Consider the following 17,694-nt stretch of genomic DNA (forward strand, 5'->3'; position numbering starts at 1 on the left):
GGAAACATTTTAGCTCCAAGAAAAAAACAGCCGCCCAAACCACAACCACAAAAAAAATCCCCTCGCATGAGGGGATGATAATTTTTTAGTTAGCCTAGGGCCTTGGCCCTAGGGTTCCTGTGAAATTTATGTGGGATGAAAAAAATCCCCTTTCAAATAGCGGCTTTCAATTAGGAACTGCCTAAAAAACAAAGCTAATCTTTATGCTCTAATGGGAGCAAAGCTTCTTTTTCGGCCTCTAATTCATGCAGTTGTTTTAAAAAATCATTTAGCGAGAGTTTCTCCTCAAGTTTTATTTCTTCAAAGCCCTCACTAGCGGCGGCAAAATGTTTTTCCTTTTCTTTTTGGTAGTCATTTTCGAGCTTGGCTTCAAAATCACTTAGGTTTTTTTCGGCCATTTTATAATGGGGTTGTTTTTCTTGCAGGTAGTTAATATAAATGGCCTGCGATTGATGCAAAAGGCGAATCAGTTCATTTTTGATCTCTCTAACTTCCTCTTTTTTTAAAAGTTTCATTTTTTGACTGACTTGCGAAAAAGAGCGTATGCCCTTAAAAATAGGATGAAGATGATGGGCTGATTGCAGCAAAAAAGTTTCGCTCTCTTCTCGAGCGGCAGCTTGTGCTTGCAACAATTGTTCATAATCCTGTAAAAAATGGGTAGCTGTTTTCAGTCGTTTGTTAAACCAATCGTCAAAATAAAGCTGAGCACTTTCTTTATAGCTGGTGGCAAAATCAATGAGCCGTTCTTCTGCCAAATCATACTGCTTTTGTAGGACCAGTAATTTTTTATTGTAGTCGTTAATGAGTTGGACCGGACTGGGCAGTCCTTTGGTCGAGGCTTTTTTCAATCGCCAGCCCAAAAAGTAGCCAATGATCGCAAAAATAAAATAGGGGGTAAGAATATTTAAAAGTTCTGGAAATAAAATGGAGCTGCCGCTGGTCAAATAAGCAAAGCTATAATCAAAGACATAAAAAACAATATATACAGTAAGACCCAGTGCAGTAGCTTGAAGCAGAACGCCAGTATTTTCTTGCAAGGCTCCTTTATGACTTTCTTGAGAAATTAAAATTTTGGCTAGCGCAAAGCTGCTGGCGGTCCAAATACTCCAATAAATAAGGTCGTAAAGATCGTTAAGACTATCAAATCCAGGCATCGAAAAAAAACTAAGGCTCCAAAGAATGAGGCCTAAAGCGCTTGCTTTTCCACTAAAAGATAAAAAACGGCCCCAATTAGCACTTTTGTTTTTGGCCAGGGTTTCGGCAAAAACATAAATAAAAAAAGCGCCAATCAAACTGCCCATTAAATAGAGCCAGCCATCAAAAGCTAAAACAAGATGAATCAAACTGACCACCAACAAGCCAATAAAAGGGAGGTAACTAATGTAACCCAAAAGGTTGAGGCAACCCGAGGGGGAGCTTAGTGTTTCTTCTTCTAAAAAGTTGCCTTTTTGCGAAAAGATTTTTTGATAAGTAGGGGGGAATAAATGCAGATCTTCTTCTGGCGGTTTAATTTCTTTGGCGGCTAATTCAAGCCGCTTTATTTTTTCTTCTCCTTTTTGGGCCTCAAAATTAAAGAGGAAGGCCCAGTCTCCAATTTCTTCGAGCAGTTGCTCACAAAAATCTTCTGGACGCGCTCTTTTTTCTGGCTGATCTAGCCCTTCTACAAAAGTTTTGGCGAATAAATTTTGCAGCCCCTGCGGAAGTTCATGGTATTTTTTATGGATTGGGGGCAAAAATTGCAACCATTCTTTGGCTTTTGGATGATGCACATATAATCTGGCCTCAATTTTTTCATGCAAGCTCACTTTGCCAGCATATTTTCCTTTGGCCGAGGCCGCAAAGGGATGAATACCTAAAAATAATTTATAGAGGATAACAGCCAGGGCAAAATTATCCCAACTATGATCAAAGCGTTTTATTTTTGGCGATTGATAATATTCGGGGGCAGAATATTCGGGGGTAGCCACGGCGGCCTTAAAAAACTGCTCACCATCCGAAATTTGCAGCGAATCGACATCCACAATAGCGATTTGTCCATTGGGTTGGATTAAAATATTTTCGGCTTTTAGATCGACCAGCACATATTTTTTTTTCGCCTGCAGTTGTCGAAGTGCATTGGCCAAATTAAAGGCAATTTTCAACCGAAGTTTTTGGTTACCTTCCTGATCAAAAGCTAAAGGTTTCCAGTTGCGGCTAATTTTTTTTGGCAATTTGGGCAAGCAAAGTAATTCTAGTTTTTTTCCTTGGGCCATGGGCATCATCAGGCCAATTTGCTCGCCTTTTTCATTTTGCAAAAGCGCTTCGGGCCAAATAAAACTGGGGGCAACACCTTCTTTTCCCTGCAGTAATGGATCTTTTATCAAGAGCTCCAATTTGGCCAATTTTTCGGCTGTCCTTTTATGCGGATGATAAATTTTTGCTACTCGATCACTATACTTTTCGGGCGATAAAATTCGAAACAAGCTGCCTTCTCCACCCGAGGCAAAAGCTTTAGGGGCCAAGGAGAGAGTTTCTTTGGTCTCCGTCAAAAAAAGAGTGATTTTTTGTTTGGGGCTGTTGTTTTCTTCCATAATCTTGCAGTTGGCTCAAGATAATGAACTTTAGGAAAAAATAATTTTTTGCCTTGGCAAACTGCTTTTGATTTTTTAGGGGCCTCCGCTGCGGCTTCGCCTTGCGGCGCTACGCTTTGGGGCTCGCTGTTACTTGCTTCGCTGCGTCGGCTCCCGTTGGTCGGGTCGCTCGGCCCTGCGTTTTTTTCGCTACGCTCAAAAAACTGGGTCTGGCCTGCGGCCACCCCGCCGCATCGGTTACTCCCTTTGGTCGTCGAACTGCGCCCTAAAGGGCTTGTTGTGGCCGCACAACCTTAGTTTTTTCTCTTCGGCTTTTAAATCCCCCTTTCAAATAGCGGCTTTCAATTAGCAATTGGATCAAAAAACCATGGAATTTTTCTTCAGCGAAAAAACTGCTGTAGTCTGTAGGTTGAAACCTACAGCCAAACAACAAAAAGGCATTGCATTTAAAATGGAGGCTTGAAAGCCTCCATAAAAAAAAGGACAAAAATTTCTCTTTGGGCAAAAGCTGTCTTAAATGTGATGAATAATTTTTAGGCTGAAAAAACTAATTGGACCTGTAGGTTAAAACCTACAGCAAGAGTACAAAACAGCACAAAAAAAAAGTAGCCGAGGATTAAAATCCTCAGCTACAATCAAGATTTTTTATGGGCCGATGGTTTTAACCTTCGGCTCATTTTTTTGGATGTAGAACGGCCCTTTTTTTTGCTGTGGGTTTTAACCCACAGGACTGTAAAAGACCACAATTTTTTCTTCGGCAAAAAAACAATGGACCAAAAATCATCATGTTCAAAGCGGAAGAGGATTTTAATCCTCTCCGCACTATAGATGTAGAATGGGATTGTTGTATGGCTGTGGGTTTCAACCCACAGATTCAAAAAACAACCGCCAAACCACAACCACAAAAAAAAATCCCCTCGCAGGAGGGGATGACAATTTTTAGATAGTCTAGGGCCTTGGCCCTAGGGTTCTTGTGAAATTTATGGGGCAGAAATAATAGCAATTGTTTTTACCCCTGATTTTTTTGTGTGGAGTTGTTCTTCGGCCATGGGCTGAAGCCCATGGTTGCGGGTCTATGCAAACTGGCGGGCTAAAGCCCTTGTTTGCTGGAAAATGGGAAAGGATTGTATTCTATTTTTTATGGGCCGATGGTTTTAACCATCGGCTCATTTTGTTGGATGTAGAATGGCGTCTCTTTTTGCTGTGGGTTTCAACCCACAGGTTCAAACAACAACGGCCAAACCACAGCCCCCCAAAAAAAATCCCCTCGCAGGAGGGGATGATAATTTTTTAGCTAGCCTAGGGCCAAGGCCCTAGGGTTCCTATGAAATTTATGTGGAATGAAAAAATCCCTTTTCAAATAGCAGCTTTCAATTAGCAATTGGGTCAAAAAAACTGCGGTGGTCTGTAGGTTGAAACCTACAGCCAGGCAACAAAAAGGCATTTCATTTTAAATGGAGGCTTTCAAGCCTCCATAAAAAAACAAGGACAAAAATTTTTCTTTGGAAAAAAGCTGGCCTAAATGTGATGAATAATTTTTAGGCTGAAAAAACTAATTGGACCTGTAGGTTAAAACCTACAGCAAGAGTACAAAACAGCACAAAAAAAGTAGCCGAGGATTAAAATCCTCAGCTACAATCAAGATTTTTTATGGGCCGATGGTTTTAACCTTCGGCTCATTTTTGTGGATGTAGAATGGTCCTCTTTTTTGCTGTGGGTTTCAACCCACAGGTTCAAACAACAACGGCCAAACCACAGCCCCCCAAAAAAAATCCCCTCGCAGGAGGGGATGATAATTTTTTAGCTAGCCTAGGGCCAAGGCCCTAGGGTTCCTATGAAATTTATGTGGAATGAAAAACTCCCCTTTTCAAATAGCGGCTTTCAATTAGCAATTGGGTAAAAAAACAGTAGCATTTTTTTTTGGTGAAAAAACTTCGTTGGTCCGTAGGTTGAAGCCTACAGCCAGACAACAAAAAGGCATTGCATTTTAAATGGAGGCTTAAAAACCTCCATAAAAAAACGAGGGCAAAAATTTTTCTTTGGGAAAAAGCTGGTTTAAATGTGATGAATAATTTTTAGGCTGAAAAAACTAATTGGCCCTGTAGGTTAAAACCTACAGCAACTGCTACAAAACAGCACAAAAAAAAGTAGCCGAGGATTAAAATCCTCAGCTACAATCAAGATTTTTTATGGGCCGATGGTTTTAACCTTCGGCTCATTTTTTGGATGTAGAATGGTCCTCTTTTTTGCTGTGGGTTTCAACCCACATGTTCAAAGAACAACCGCCAAACCACGCCCCCCCCAAAAAAAAATCCCCTCGCAGGAGGGGATAAAAATCCCCCTTTTTTGTTTTCTGCTGGAAAAGAGGGCAAAAAAGCGAACTAATAGATCAAACACTAGTTCGCTTAGGCCTAAGGTTTTAAATTGCGTCTAATTTTCGGGTTCTTTTTTTTCTGTTTTCTTTTTCTTCTTGGCTTTAAATTGCCAATTGATTAAGGGGAGGGAGCGTTTGGGGTTGATATTCCAAAGGCCGAATTGAAAACCTCGAAGGTCTTTACTTTTATTAACCAGTCCAATTTGGACTCCTCTTGTTTGTATGGAGCTGTTGTAAATTCCAGCAATGCTTAAGCCGTTCATTTTATAAGAGAAGCTACTTAAACCAGTGATAGAAACGCCATGAGCTTCATCAACAAAATTTTTAAGCCCGACAATATTAACACCATGAACAATTTGCTCACTGATATTACTAAAGGGAACGACATTTAGTCCATAAGTCCAAGACCTAGCATCGGGTCGAAATTTATCTTCATATTCTTGTATACTATCAACGCTTGGTCCTAAAGGGCGCATATGGAAAATAGAGATTATAGAAAAGGGGTTAATCTCTAGATTTAGTCCATAAATGTGAAGGAGGTCTTTATAATTATGTTGAAGGTTGCGAATATTTTTGGCTTTCAAGCCTAAAGCTAACCCATAAATGCGACTAAATTTTGTTGGGGTGAATGATATTCCATAACCTGAACTTTGCTCAATATCTATATCCTTGGGATCTGGTCGAGTTAAACCTGTTCCAGAAAAATAAAATATTTCTCCATTATCACTATAAAGAAGGTCAAACCCCTGAGCGGATAACAGTGGTACCAATTCAAAATAATCTGGATAGTTATTGTAGATTTGGACCCATTGGCTTTCAAGTGTTTTGGGTTTTTCTTCTAGGACAAAAATAAATTGATAGCCAGATAGATTTCTATATTCATATAGCCCAAGAGCACGGTCTGAAATTAAGGCAATTTTTGAAATTTGGGTATAATGATAAGCCTTGCTTTCATAATTAAGATCTTGTAAGTAAGCTGCGTCTTTGTTGAATGAATTACTAATAAAAATGCTATCTTTTTTAATATCAGTAACACGACCTGCAAGTAAATCTGGTTTATCTTTTAGTATGTAGTTGATATAGCAGTTCCGAGCTAAATAAAACCCTTGATTGTCCCATTCTAGCGGAAGGGAATCGTTTTGGTCTAGCGTCAGTCCTTTTTTAACTAATATTAAGTTATAGACGCTGTCGGTTTGGGCATTTAGAGAAAAGCTACTAATTGTCATCAATAGGAGGAAGAGTACGTTTTTCATCATCTTTAGGTTTACTGAAAAAATACGGACCATCTTTGGTCTTTGAATCAAGAAACTCATTCTCAAAATGAAATTTCATACCCGATTTCAACTGAAAGAGTATTAAATTTTGAATGATTTCATTGATTAGATGCTGAATTTTTAGTTCCCCCTTATTTTGTTCAATTAAAGTTTTTGTACTTCCAATTAGCAAGGGGCAGAAAAATCAATTTGATTTTTCTGCCCCTTTTTTGTTTTCTGCTGGAAAAGAGCAGAAATTTTACGTCTTCTAAAAAACTACTGATTAGTTAGTTATTCTCTGTTATGGCAATCAACTTTTCTTTTTGCAGATGAATTTCCTCCAGCTGCATCACAAAAGTATTTAGAGATAGATCGTCAACGATATTTATTTTTTGCAGCTCATCTTCGGAGGCGGCAAAATGTTTTTCTTGTTCTTTTTGATAGTCTTTTAGCAATTTAGTTTTGAGATCGGCCACTTTTGTTCGAGCTTCTTCATATTCCTCCTGTTGTTGCGCCAAATAGCTGCGATACTGTTCTAAATATTCTTGCAAAAGGCGTAGAAGTGTTGCATTGATCTCTTGCATTTCTCTGGCAGCGACTATTTTTTCTAAAACAAATAGTTCTTCCTTAAGCTCTTCAAAAGATTGTACATTTCGGAGTAAGGGGTGGAGCATTCTTGCTTTATCGAGCAAAGGTTTTTGGCTAGCTTGCTGAATGGCTTTTTGTTTTTGTAAAAGGTTTTGATAGCTGCCTAAAATTTGGCTTTGCTCTGTTTTCCATTGTTCAAACCACTGTTGAAGATGATCACGAAGCTCATCTTTATAGCGGCTTGCAAAAGCAACAAATTTTTGCTCTGCAGTTTCATAATTAAGCTGTAATTTTCCCAAGACCTTATTATAGTCGTCAATGAGTTTGACGGGGCTCACTAATCCTTTTGTAGAGGCTTTTTTCAATCGCCAGCCAATAAAAAAGCCAATAAGTGCAAAAAGAGTATAGGGCGTAATAATTTCAATCAGTTCAGGAAATAAGATAGAAGCTCCTTCTGAGGTATAAAAAACAGCATAATCAAAAACATAAAAAACTGCGTACAGCAAGGAACCCAAAGCAGCAACTTGGAGTAAAACGCCTAAGTTTTCTTGCCAAATGCCTTTATTTTCTTCTTGAGAAGTTAAGATTCTGGCCAAAGCAAAGTTGCTAATGGTCCAAATTCCCCAGTAAGCCACATCAAAAAGGTCGTATAAATAAGGCACTGAAAATAAACTAAAGCTCCAAAGGATTAAGGCTATGGCCCCTAACTTTCCCGCTCCAGATAAAAAACTGCTGATCCTTGGGCTTTTCCCTGCGGCAAAGGCCTCTGCAAAAACATAAATAAAAAAAGCACCAACTAAACTGCCAAGCAAATAGAGCCAACCCTCAAAAGCAAAGAAAATAGCTCCCATAGTGGCTATACATAAGCCAACAAAGGGCAAATAACTGATATAGCCCAAAAGATTTAAGCAACCTGAAGGTGCTGTAAGCGTTGCTTCATCCAAAAAATCTTTCTTTTTAGTAAATAGAGTTTGATAGCCTGCTGGAAATAACTGTAGTTCTTCTAACTCCTTTTCTTCGGGCAGACTAATTTCTTTTTCCGATAATTCTAGCCGCTTTATTTCTTCAAGGGCTTTCATTTCTTCAAAATCAAAAATGAGTGCCCAGCCACCAATTTCTCGGAGCAATTCTGTGCACCATTCTTCTGGGCGCGCCCTTTTTTCGGCTTGATGTAAACCCTTTACAAAAGTTTGAGTAAATAAATTTTGCAGCCCTTGCGGAAGCTCCGCATATTTTTGATGGGGGGGCGGCAAAAATTTAAGCCATTCTTTAGCTTTTGGATGATGTACATATAACCCTGCCTCAATTTTCTCATGCAAACTAACGCGGGACTCGTATTTTCCTTTGGCCGAAGCGGCAAAGGGATGAATTCCTAAAAATAATTTATAGAGGATAACAGCTAATGCAAAATTATCCCAACTGGCTTTAAAGCGCTTTATTTTCGGCTCCTCATAATATTCTGGGGCAGAATATTCTGGAGTAGCTACCGCAGCCTTAAAAAATTGATTGCCATCCGAAATTTGTAGAGAATCGACATCTACAATAGAAATTTGTCCATTGGTTTGGACCAAAATATTTTCGGCTTTTAAATCGACCAGGACATATTTTTTTCTCTTTTGTAGTTGGCGAAGGGCATTGACCAAATTAAAGGCAATTTTCAAACGAAACTTTAGGCTATCGGCCTGATCAAAAGCCAAGCGTTTCCAGGCCGCATCAATTTTTCTGGGCAATTTGGGCAAGCAAAGCAATTCTAACTTTTTTCCTTGGGCCAAGGGCATCATCAACCCAATTTGTTCGCCTTTTTCATTTTGCAAAAGCGCTTCGGGCCAAATAAAACTGGGCGCCACACCTTCTTGTCCTTGCGCCAATGGATCTTTTATCAAGATCTCCAATTTGGCCAATTTTTCAGCCGTCCTTTTGTGTGGATGATAAATTTTTGCTACCCGATTACTATATTTTTCAGGCGACAAAATATGAAACAAGCTACCTTCTCCACCAGAAGCAAAAGCTTTAGGGGCCAAAGAGAGTGCTTCTCCTGTTTCGCTCAAAAAAAGAGTGATTACTTGTTCCTGGCTGTTGTTTTCTTCCATAATCTTGCAGTTGGTTCAAGATAATGAACTTTAGGAAAAAATAGTTTTTTGTCCTGGCAAAGCCGTTTTTTATTTTTTTTTGGGCCTCCGCTGCGGCTTCGCCTTGCGGCGCTACGTTGCGCAGCTCGCTCTTCGCTCGGCCCTGCGCAAAAAAACAAGTTTTTTGCTTGGTCTGGCCTAACGGCCACTGCTGCACATCGCTAGGCCGCACAACCTTAGTTTTTCTTGGGGCTTTTTTTCTTCGGCTCTTAAAATCCCCTTTCAAATAGCGGCTTTCAATTAGCAATTGGGTAAAAAAATAATGGAATTTTTCTTCGGCCAAAAAAACTGCGGTGTTCTGTAGGTTGAAACCTACAGCCAGGCAACAATAAGGCATTTCATTTTCAATGGAGGCTTGAAAGCCTCCATAAAAAAACAAGGGCAAAAATTTCTTTTTGGAAAAAAGCTGGCCTAATGGCGATGAATAATTTCTATTCTATTTTTTATGGGCCGATGGTTTTAACCATCGGCTCATTTTGTTGGATGTAGAATGGATTTCCTTTTTGCTGTGGGTTTTAACCCACTGTTCTAGAAAACTGTCAAGAAAAACAACAACTGTCCAACCGCAAAGAAAAATCCCCTCGAATGAGGGGAGGACAATTTTTTAGATAGCCTAGGGCCTTGGCCCTAGGGGTCCTGAAAAATGGAAAAGTTATTAGCTTCAAGAAAAAAACAACCGCAAAACTGCCGAAGAAAAAAGCTAAAAGAAAAAAATTAGATGAGCGGCTGAGGGATAGAAAGCAGTGGCCGCAGGCCAGACCCAGTTTTTTTGAGCGCAGCGAAAAAAAACGCAGGGCCGAGCGAACAGCGAGCTGCGACATAGCCCGACCCAAGCGAAGCGCAGGGGCAGCCCAAAAAAATAAAACATCAAAAAGGTATACCTATATAAGGTATAGAAAAGAGTTTGGCTGTAAGAAATTGGGAGGCAGTGCAAAGTGCTTTAATTTAAAAGCCATCTGATTGTTGAGTGAAAAGGAGATCAAAAAAAACAGTGTTTTTCTAAGAAAACTTTATATTTTAGGGTTTCTCCATTGGACAACCATTGAATAGAACTAAATGACTTTTCAAGAAGCCCTCAACAACCTTTTTAGCTTTGACAGTTCGAGTCAAGGCTTAGCCTTTGGCTTTATTTTATTGCTCAGCTTTTTGTTGGGCCTATTCTTTTGGTGGCTGATTGTGCAGCGACCGCAAAGAAAGCGTTATGAACGCAAGTTGGCGCAATTGAATGAAGAATTGCTCAAGCAGCGAAAAGAACAGGAAGAAGCGGAAGACAAGCTACAGGTTTTGTCTGCTGAATTGCGTCAGTTGCAAGTGGAAGAGCGAAAAAGAGAGAAAGCTTTGGCGATACAGACGAAAATGGCGCAAGATTTAAGTGCGCAAGAAAAATCTTTGAAGCAAGCGAAGGCGGCTGCAGAACAGGCGAAAAAAGCGGCGGAACAAGAATTGGAGGAGTTGAAAAAGCTTTATAAGCATGCGCAGCGTGAAAGTTTGGGTGCAAAAGAAGCGGAGGCATTGGCGGAGGAGATTCAGGCCAAGGCGCAAAAAGAAATAGATGGCTCAAAAGCATTGATGCAACAGATTGAGGAAGAAAGAGAGGCACTTTTGCGTCAGTATGAAGAGCAGAAGTCGGCTTTGCATTGGGTGGAAGAAGAGTTAGAAATGCGCAAGAGTGAAATTGAGGACTTGCAAACGGAATTGGGGCAGGCTTTGAATGAATTGGCGGCCAAGGAAGCGCAGCCAGAGATTTTGGCGGAGGAAAACGAACAGCTCAAAGAAGCTTTTGAAGAATTGGAGAGCCGAATTAAGCAATTGGATCAATTTCAGGAAGAAACTTTGCCTGATGACCCCGAATTGGACCAAAAAATTGATGAGCTCCTTCAAATTGCAGAAGTGGCGATGGCCGAAGCTCATTTTTATGAAGAAATTCCAGAAGCTAGTTTGGTAGAAGATGAAGAGTTGCTCAATGAAAAATTGGCCGAAATTTCATTGGATCAAGCCGAAGAGGAAGCTGAATTTGCGGTAGAATTGGAGGCTGAAGAAGCGGCACAGTTAGAAGAAGCTTTGGCTGCTGCAGAAAATAGTATGCAGATGGCGGGATTTTTTGAAGCTTTTGATGAGGCCGTCATTTTAGAAGCCGATACTAGCGAAAGGCTTTCGGAAGAAGAGCAAATGCAAGCGGCTTTAGAATTAGCGGCGGCAAATATGGAAGTGGAGCAAGAAGAAGTTGATTTTATTGAAGATATGGCCAAATTGGAGGAACAATTGGCCCAAGTTCCAGAAGAAGAGCCAAAAACAAGAGCTTTAGCCAACAGCATTGAAATTTCGGAAGAAGAAGCGGCCAAGATGGAAGAAGCGCTTAGTCGAGCGAGTGAAAGTATGCAGGCCGAAGGATTTTTTGCGCCTATGGAAGAAGCTTTAATTTTAGGCGAAGAAGAATTATCTATAGAAGAAAGAGCCGAACAAGCTTTATTGATGGCTCAGGAAAATGTGGCTTTAGAGCAGGTGGAAGAAGAAGTGGTAGAAGATATGGCTAAGTTGGAAGAACAACTGGCTATTTTGCCTGAAGAAGAGCCTGCTGCTAGAGGTTTGGCCTTGAAAGAGGAAGAAATTCTTGTGGATGAAGGGCAAGCTTTAGAAATGCAATCTGCTTTGCAATTGGCTGAATCTGCTTTGAGTCAAGAAGGTTTTTATGGCAGCATTTCGGAAGATGAACTTTTGGGAGAAGAAAAAAAAGATGATTTATCTAAAATAGAAGGTATGAGTCCCGCTTGGCAAGCCAAATTAGAAGAGGCGGGAATACATAGCTATCAGGAAATAGTACATTTGAGTTATCAAGCGATTGCACAGGAGCTAAATATTCCACAAAATTTGTTGGATGAATGGGCGGCCAGTGCAAAAAAACTACTTGTTTAAAAAAGGCTTTTAATTGTACCAAATCCTAGTACTCTACAGACTATCATGAACGAACGTCCAGTTATTTTACTCAATTTTGCCAATCAGCAAGATGCGCATTTGGATCTACTCAAAGAGGAGAGTAGCCGCCTCAATGATATCTTGAGCATTGCTCATGATCAGGGCAGCATAGAACTCCACAGAGAGGAAAGTGTGAATGTGGATCAGTTGTTAAAGGCCATCAATCGTTTTAAGGAGCGGATTGTTGTTTTTCATTATGCAGGCCATGCCGATGGAAATAGTTTGCATTTTGATGGGCAGGCTGCAGAAGCGGTGGGTTTAGCAGAGTTGTTGGGGCAGTTGCCCAATCTTAAATTTGTATTCTTGAATGGCTGCTCTACGCAGGCACAGGTAGATTATTTGTTGGAAAAAGGCGTGCAGGCGGTAATTGCTACTTCGGTAGCGATAGAGGATAATAAAGCCTTACTTTTTTCCGAAACTTTTTATCGGGCCTTAGCGAACCGCTCTACAATTGATGCGGCTTTTCAGTTTGCTGTAGCGGCTTTGCGTACGCGTTTTGGGGCTTCCTTTAATGCGCGCATTTTTATTCAGGGAGAGACCGTAGATCATTCTTCGGAAATGCCTTGGGGATTATTTTTGAACAAAGATGCTCGTCCTGTTTTGGATTGGGCCTTGCCAACAAATATTACTCCTCCGGTAAAATCGCCTGAGCAAATTGATTATGAGGTCAATACTTATATGCTGGATGTTTTTGACGAAATGTGTCATTATGATCCTAAGCTAAAACCATTGGCTGAAGATTCTTTTACGGGCGAGTTGGATGAGCGTTTGGCTTTAGCGCTTATCATTGAGCATTTTCCTTGGCCTATTGGGGTGCAAGTGCGTTTGTTACTCTCTAAAGAGTCTGCTATTGATGAATTATCGATGGAGCGTTTAGAGCAATTGCTGAGTACCTATATATATACCACACAATTTCTCTACTACATTGCCCTCTCTCAGCTTTGGGATGAAAAGCGGAAGAGCAATATTCATGTGCGGCCTTATTTGATGGATCTTTTGCATCATGATGATAGAAGCTATCAACATTTTGACTACCTCAAGCATTTTATTTCTATTGTAAAATTGCTGCAAGATGAAGGCAAAGCACTTTTTGTAGAGGAGTTTGCAGATATGCAAACCGCCTTTGAAGAAAAAAAGGAGCTTTATGATGCATACCTTTATTTAGAATCTTTGCGGGCCAAAGTTCGGCAGCAAACGCCAGCGCAATTGGCGGCAGAAATGCCACAACTTTGTGCGGATGGAGAGTATTTTTTATCAACCATCTTGATTAAGTCCGCATTTTTGGTCAATTATGATTTACTGACCATTCGAGACATTCGTGTGATTAGTTATCGCTATCAAGATCCCAAATTTGATCATTATATCGCTCGCCTCAATGCCAAAGTGAATGATTTGGCCGTGAGTAAGGCTTTACAAGCTAGATCGTATAAGGATTATGCAAATAATGCTTCGGTGATTTTGAGCCGAAATATGCAAGACCCCAAAGATTTTCTCAATCTTTCTCCCTTCATCATTGATAAAAATGCTTTTGGAGAGGGGATGACAGAAGATCGGGCTACAGAACAACAACTGTTTACTTACGCATACAGAGAAGGAGAAGATTTCCGTTATTTTAGTACCATTTACTCCATCTATCGAGTGCATGAACGCCCCAAAGACCAATTGACCACAGCCAGCGAACAGCCTGTCGAGGCTAGAGCAGGCCGTGATCGCCGCCGAAGATCATCTAGAAATCGAAGAAGAAATGAAGAGGAACCACAAAGTCCATTAGACATCCTCAAAGAATTATTTTCCCTCTTTGAAGAAGATCTTAGCCGATAAACCCGAACCTAATTCCATTCATCGCCCACGCAGTTTTCTAAATATAGATGTAGCCTTATGGGGAAGCAGATAAAAAGTCCGTTTAAATTTCTAGATGCCTACGATCAATCCGATCGAGATATCTTCTTTGGCCGTGAACAAGAAACACAAGAGCTCTATAGCCGCCTCTTGGAAACCAATTTAGTTCTCTTATATGGAGCCTCTGGAACTGGAAAAACCAGCCTGATTAACTGTGGTTTAGGAAATGAATTTAGAGCCAGCGATTGGCTCCCTATCTTTATCCGACGCCGCGATAATATTATGCAGTCGATTAAACAAGAATTAGATCGACATGCCGTAAGAAAATTACCTGAGAAAAGCGACTTGCTCCACCTTCTAAAGTCTTTATATCTAGATTATTATAAACCGATCTACCTGATCTTTGATCAGTTTGAAGAGATTTTTATTTTAGGTAGCCGTCAAGAACAAGAGGATTTCTTCGAGCTACTTTATCAAATTGAGGCAAAGGGGCTTAAGGTTAAGATTATTATCTCAATGCGAGAGGAATATATCGCTCAATTGTCCGAATTTGAAAATATTTATCCCAGTCTTTGGGATAACCGCCTGCGCATTGAACGCATGAGCCTCAAAAATTTGCAAGAGGTGATTCTCAACACCCTCAAAGCTTTTGATATTGAGATCCAAGATGAAGAAGAACTGGCCAATAAAATAATCGAAAAGGTTCGAGGAAAAGATAAACAGGTCGATTTGGCCACCTTACAAGTTTACCTCGATCGACTGTATCGCCTAGATGTTGAACGCCGTGGCGAAGAAAATCGCCCTATCCGCTTTGATCGGGAATTGCTTGGAAAAAGTGGAAATCTCGAAAATGTCATGGCCTTTTTCCTCGAAGAGCAACTGAGCGAACTCGAAAAAGAGCTGCGCAACGAAATGGGCGTTTCTGAAGAGGGCATTCCTATGGATATTCTCTTTACTATGGTCACAGATAATGGGACCAAACAGGCGGTGGAACTGGATAATGTGAAGAAAGAGTTGAAAAGAGCAAAGAATATTGACCCCAAAGTGGTTGATTTTTGCATCTCTCGCTTTAAAGAGATGCGTATTCTCCGCGAATTGAACGAATAAAATCCCCAAAAAATGAAAGTAGAAATCGTACACGATAGCCTCGCCCTCATTATTTATGAGAAAACCTCCGCCGAAGTAAAAACCCGGATGAAGGCCCTCAGTATGCTCCAAAATCGCTATTTCTACTATAAGATGAACGAAAATATGCTCCTCGGCCGAGCCGAACTCTCTTTCATTCGTCCTTTTCTTGAAGACCTAAATCTTCGGACCGAAGAACGAGCCTTTATTAGTAAGAGTCAAGAAATTTTAGATAGGGAAGAACGCCAAAATAGAATTCGCAAAAATGCAATCATTTTGATGGGGGCCACTTTAATCATGACGCCTTTTGCCGTTTGGGGCTGGTATAATGCCTCTTTGGCCGAAACAGAAGCCGCAATGGCCCACAAAAAAGCCGAGGAAGTAAAAAAGGAAAATGAGGTTTTCCGAAAAGCAATTACTAAAAGCGGCAACCTTACAATAAAACCCCTGCCTCCAGAAGCCGAAGGCGGCATGGCCCAACTCGAAATTGGCTATGCTAGCCTCTTTATAGAAGGCCAAGTTACAGATGAAAATGGCCAAGGCCTATCCAATGCTCAAATTTTCTTTATGGGCGCAGAGGTCCGCAGCGACCAAAAGGGATTTTTTAAATTTAATTTGGTCCTACATCCCATCGATCTGACTAAAAAAAATATCATCCTTGAAGTCAAACGAAAAGGCTATCGCAGCAAGGAAGAAGCTATTAAAATTGAACCTAAACTGAAGCTAGATATCGCACTGAAAAAAGAATAATATTTTTTTTGGCCTCCCGCCTCGCTCGTCGGCGCTACGTTTACTCCCTTTGGTCGTCGAACTGCGGCCTAAAGGCCTTGTTGTCGCAGCTCGCTGCTATTTTGGGGCCTCCCGCCTTCGGCGGGCGCTACGTTTCGCAGCTCGCAGGTCTGCTCGGCCCTTCGGCGCTGCGCGCCTCGGTCTGGCCTGCGGCCACTGCTGCACATCGCTAGGCCTTCATCGATATAGCCCTTATTATATAAAAGAATACTTTGCTGTGAAATTTGAACTCTCCCATGATGCACTAGCCAAAGTGGTCTACGATCAGGCCTCTACGGCAGATAAAATGCGACTTAAAATCGCTAATTTCATTAAAGGACGCCATCAGCACTTTAAAGACAATAAGAGTCTGCTCAGTAAAGAGGATTTAGAATACATTAAGCGCTATTTGCCTCAGCTAGATTTAGAAACCGAGGTCAAGCAGTTTATTCATAACAGCCAACTCGCTGCTGATAGAAAACAAAAACTAAGAGCAGCCATTGTAATAGCCGTTGTTTTATTACTTTCTGGTAGTTCGGCTGTGGCCCTTTGGGGCTGGCATGAGGCCAAATTAACTCATGATCAATTACATGAAACCCACGATAAACTCCGCCAAACTTTTGATGAGCTCCGAAAAGCTCAAAAAGAAAAGCTCAAGCAAGAAGGTCTACTCAATATGAGTGAAGATGAAAAAAATGCACTACTCATCCAGCTCCAAGATACACAAGACTCTTTAAAAGAAGCCCTTAAAGAAAGTAATCAGGAAAAAAACAGTCTTCGTACAGAGGTTAAAGAAATAGAAGACCAAGCAAAAGAATGGCGGAAACAATTAGAGGGCATCAGAGGCGCTCCTATTAACTGGGAACGCAGAAAACGATAAGCAAATAGATTTTAAAATAAATTGTCTTTGCACGATAAGCAATATATTTGGTCCACAGCAACACTATAAGCGAACAACTACCGTGAAATTTGAACTCTCCCACGACACCTTAGCCCGCGTAATTTATGATCGCAGCTCCACCGAAGATAAAATGCGGCTCAAAATCCTTGGATTTATTCGAGGACGATATCAGTATTATTTAGATAATAAAAATTTACTGACCAAAGAGGACCTAGCTTATATACGCCCGTATTTGGCTAAACTAGAGTTGAGCGAAGATGAACTCAACTTTATTAAACGATCTCGACAAGCAGCCAAGCGACAGCATTATTGGACTTTAGGCTCTACAATTGTCGTTATTGTTGTCTTAGGCGCTTTATTTATTTGGGCATTGTTAGGTTGGGGGGCCGTAGAAAAAACAAGGGCACATTTAGAGTTTTCGAATCAGGAAAAAAATAGAGCGTTAGATAGCTTGAAATCTGTGCAGAGAAGAGCAGACTCTCTTGCCCAAAACTTGGAAGAAGGCGAAAATTTGCTCGAAATTTCTGAAGAGGAAAAACAACAGCTCATCAAACAGCTTTTGGCCTCTAGAGACTCTTTGTCTCAAGCCTTAGAAACAGTAACAGAGGAAAATGTAACGCTTAAAGCTAAAGCGCGTTCTTTGGAGGAACAAACAAAAAAAGGCGGAAGCGATAAATTGCAAGCGCAAATTGAGAAGAGAGAAGAAGAACTCAAAAAACGAGAGGTTTCTTTGGTGAAAAGTCAATCGCGCATTCTTTCTTCAAAGGCGCATTATGCTTTAGATAAGGACAAAAATCCAAAGTTGGCCTTTCAGTTGGCGCGTGAAGCCTATGAAATGGACCCTACAAATACAGAAGCCACTAATGTATTAAATCAAGTGGTTAATTCTAGAAATGATTATATTGGTCAAAGCAACAGCCCTAGAAGAAGAGCTGACCAAATCATCAAAACCTATCAAGCTCGCTATGGCAAGTTGAGCACTACTGCTAAGCGCCAAGCACTAGGGAGTAACTAAATTGCGTCCTACAGGGCCGAAGGCCCGCAGGCCTAGCGATGGAAGGCAGGGCGGCGCAGCCGCAGACCCAAGTTTTTGAGCGTAGCGAAAAAACTGCAGGGCCGAGCAGACCTGCGAGCCCGCGCACAGCCCGGCCCGCCTATAGGGCGGGCAAGCCCC

General features: G+C 40.9%; 10 protein-coding genes. 7 read left to right on the plus strand and 3 right to left on the minus strand.

Annotated features, from left to right (window positions below; all coding sequences use genetic code 11):
- Window positions 1–194: 194 nt before the first annotated feature.
- Complete coding sequence (locus PPO43_RS14155) at window positions 195–2,570, minus strand: protein kinase domain-containing protein (protein ID WP_272618898.1); 2,376 nt, start codon at window positions 2,568–2,570, stop codon at window positions 195–197.
- A 785-nt stretch (window positions 2,571–3,355) separates the two neighbouring features.
- On the opposite strand from PPO43_RS14155, the gene PPO43_RS14160 reads away from it, so the two are divergent.
- On the plus strand, window positions 3,356–3,517 hold the full coding sequence (locus tag PPO43_RS14160; RefSeq protein ID WP_272618901.1) for a hypothetical protein: 162 nt from the start codon (window positions 3,356–3,358) through the stop codon (window positions 3,515–3,517).
- A 1,483-nt stretch (window positions 3,518–5,000) separates the two neighbouring features.
- Here PPO43_RS14160 and PPO43_RS14165 read toward each other — a convergent pair.
- Window positions 5,001–6,200: an LA_2272 family surface repeat-containing protein gene (locus PPO43_RS14165; RefSeq protein WP_272618903.1), complete on the minus strand. Its 1,200-nt coding sequence runs from the start codon at window positions 6,198–6,200 to the stop codon at window positions 5,001–5,003.
- A gap of 284 nt (window positions 6,201–6,484) precedes the next feature.
- Window positions 6,485–8,875 (minus strand): protein kinase domain-containing protein, encoded by a 2,391-nt coding sequence (locus PPO43_RS14170; protein WP_272618904.1) that lies wholly within the window; start codon window positions 8,873–8,875, stop codon window positions 6,485–6,487.
- 1,095 nt (window positions 8,876–9,970) lie between these two features.
- Here PPO43_RS14170 and PPO43_RS14175 point away from each other — a divergent pair.
- The 6 genes from PPO43_RS14175 to PPO43_RS14200 all read left to right on the plus strand — a co-directional run bounded on the left by PPO43_RS14175 (window position 9,971) and on the right by PPO43_RS14200 (window position 17,535).
- Window positions 9,971–11,827 carry a hypothetical protein gene (locus PPO43_RS14175; protein ID WP_272618905.1) on the plus strand — a complete coding sequence of 619 codons (1,857 nt, stop codon included), beginning with the start codon at window positions 9,971–9,973 and terminating at the stop codon, window positions 11,825–11,827.
- Between the two features lie 45 nt (window positions 11,828–11,872).
- Entirely contained in the window at window positions 11,873–13,708 is a 1,836-nt protein-coding gene (locus tag PPO43_RS14180; protein ID WP_272618906.1) for a CHAT domain-containing protein, read from the plus strand.
- 57 nt (window positions 13,709–13,765) lie between these two features.
- Window positions 13,766–14,833 (plus strand): ATP-binding protein, encoded by a 1,068-nt coding sequence (locus PPO43_RS14185; protein ID WP_272618907.1) that lies wholly within the window; start codon window positions 13,766–13,768, stop codon window positions 14,831–14,833.
- A gap of 12 nt (window positions 14,834–14,845) precedes the next feature.
- On the plus strand, window positions 14,846–15,601 hold the full coding sequence (locus PPO43_RS14190; protein ID WP_272618909.1) for a carboxypeptidase-like regulatory domain-containing protein: 756 nt from the start codon (window positions 14,846–14,848) through the stop codon (window positions 15,599–15,601).
- A 256-nt stretch (window positions 15,602–15,857) separates the two neighbouring features.
- Window positions 15,858–16,499: a hypothetical protein gene (locus tag PPO43_RS14195; protein ID WP_272618911.1), complete on the plus strand. Its 642-nt coding sequence runs from the start codon at window positions 15,858–15,860 to the stop codon at window positions 16,497–16,499.
- An 82-nt stretch (window positions 16,500–16,581) separates the two neighbouring features.
- A complete protein-coding gene (locus PPO43_RS14200; RefSeq protein WP_272618913.1) occupies window positions 16,582–17,535 on the plus strand; it encodes a hypothetical protein in 954 nt (317 codons plus the stop codon).
- Window positions 17,536–17,694 lie beyond the last annotated feature (159 nt).

Origin of the sequence: Saprospira sp. CCB-QB6 (assembly GCF_028464065.1) — a bacterium.
Lineage (GTDB): Bacteria > Bacteroidota > Bacteroidia > Chitinophagales > Saprospiraceae > Saprospira.

Excerpts from the sequence above, each read along its gene's own strand:
- PPO43_RS14155 (WP_272618898.1), bottom strand. The coding sequence starts at position 2,570 with ATGGAAGAAAACAACAGCCCCAAACAAAAAATCACTCTTTTTTTGACG.
- PPO43_RS14160 (WP_272618901.1), top strand. The coding sequence starts at position 3,356 with ATGTTCAAAGCGGAAGAGGATTTTAATCCTCTCCGCACTATAGATGTA.
- PPO43_RS14165 (WP_272618903.1), bottom strand. The coding sequence starts at position 6,200 with ATGATGAAAAACGTACTCTTCCTCCTATTGATGACAATTAGTAGCTTT.
- PPO43_RS14170 (WP_272618904.1), bottom strand. The coding sequence starts at position 8,875 with ATGGAAGAAAACAACAGCCAGGAACAAGTAATCACTCTTTTTTTGAGC.
- PPO43_RS14175 (WP_272618905.1), top strand. The coding sequence starts at position 9,971 with ATGACTTTTCAAGAAGCCCTCAACAACCTTTTTAGCTTTGACAGTTCG.
- PPO43_RS14180 (WP_272618906.1), top strand. The coding sequence starts at position 11,873 with ATGAACGAACGTCCAGTTATTTTACTCAATTTTGCCAATCAGCAAGAT.
- PPO43_RS14185 (WP_272618907.1), top strand. The coding sequence starts at position 13,766 with ATGGGGAAGCAGATAAAAAGTCCGTTTAAATTTCTAGATGCCTACGAT.
- PPO43_RS14190 (WP_272618909.1), top strand. The coding sequence starts at position 14,846 with ATGAAAGTAGAAATCGTACACGATAGCCTCGCCCTCATTATTTATGAG.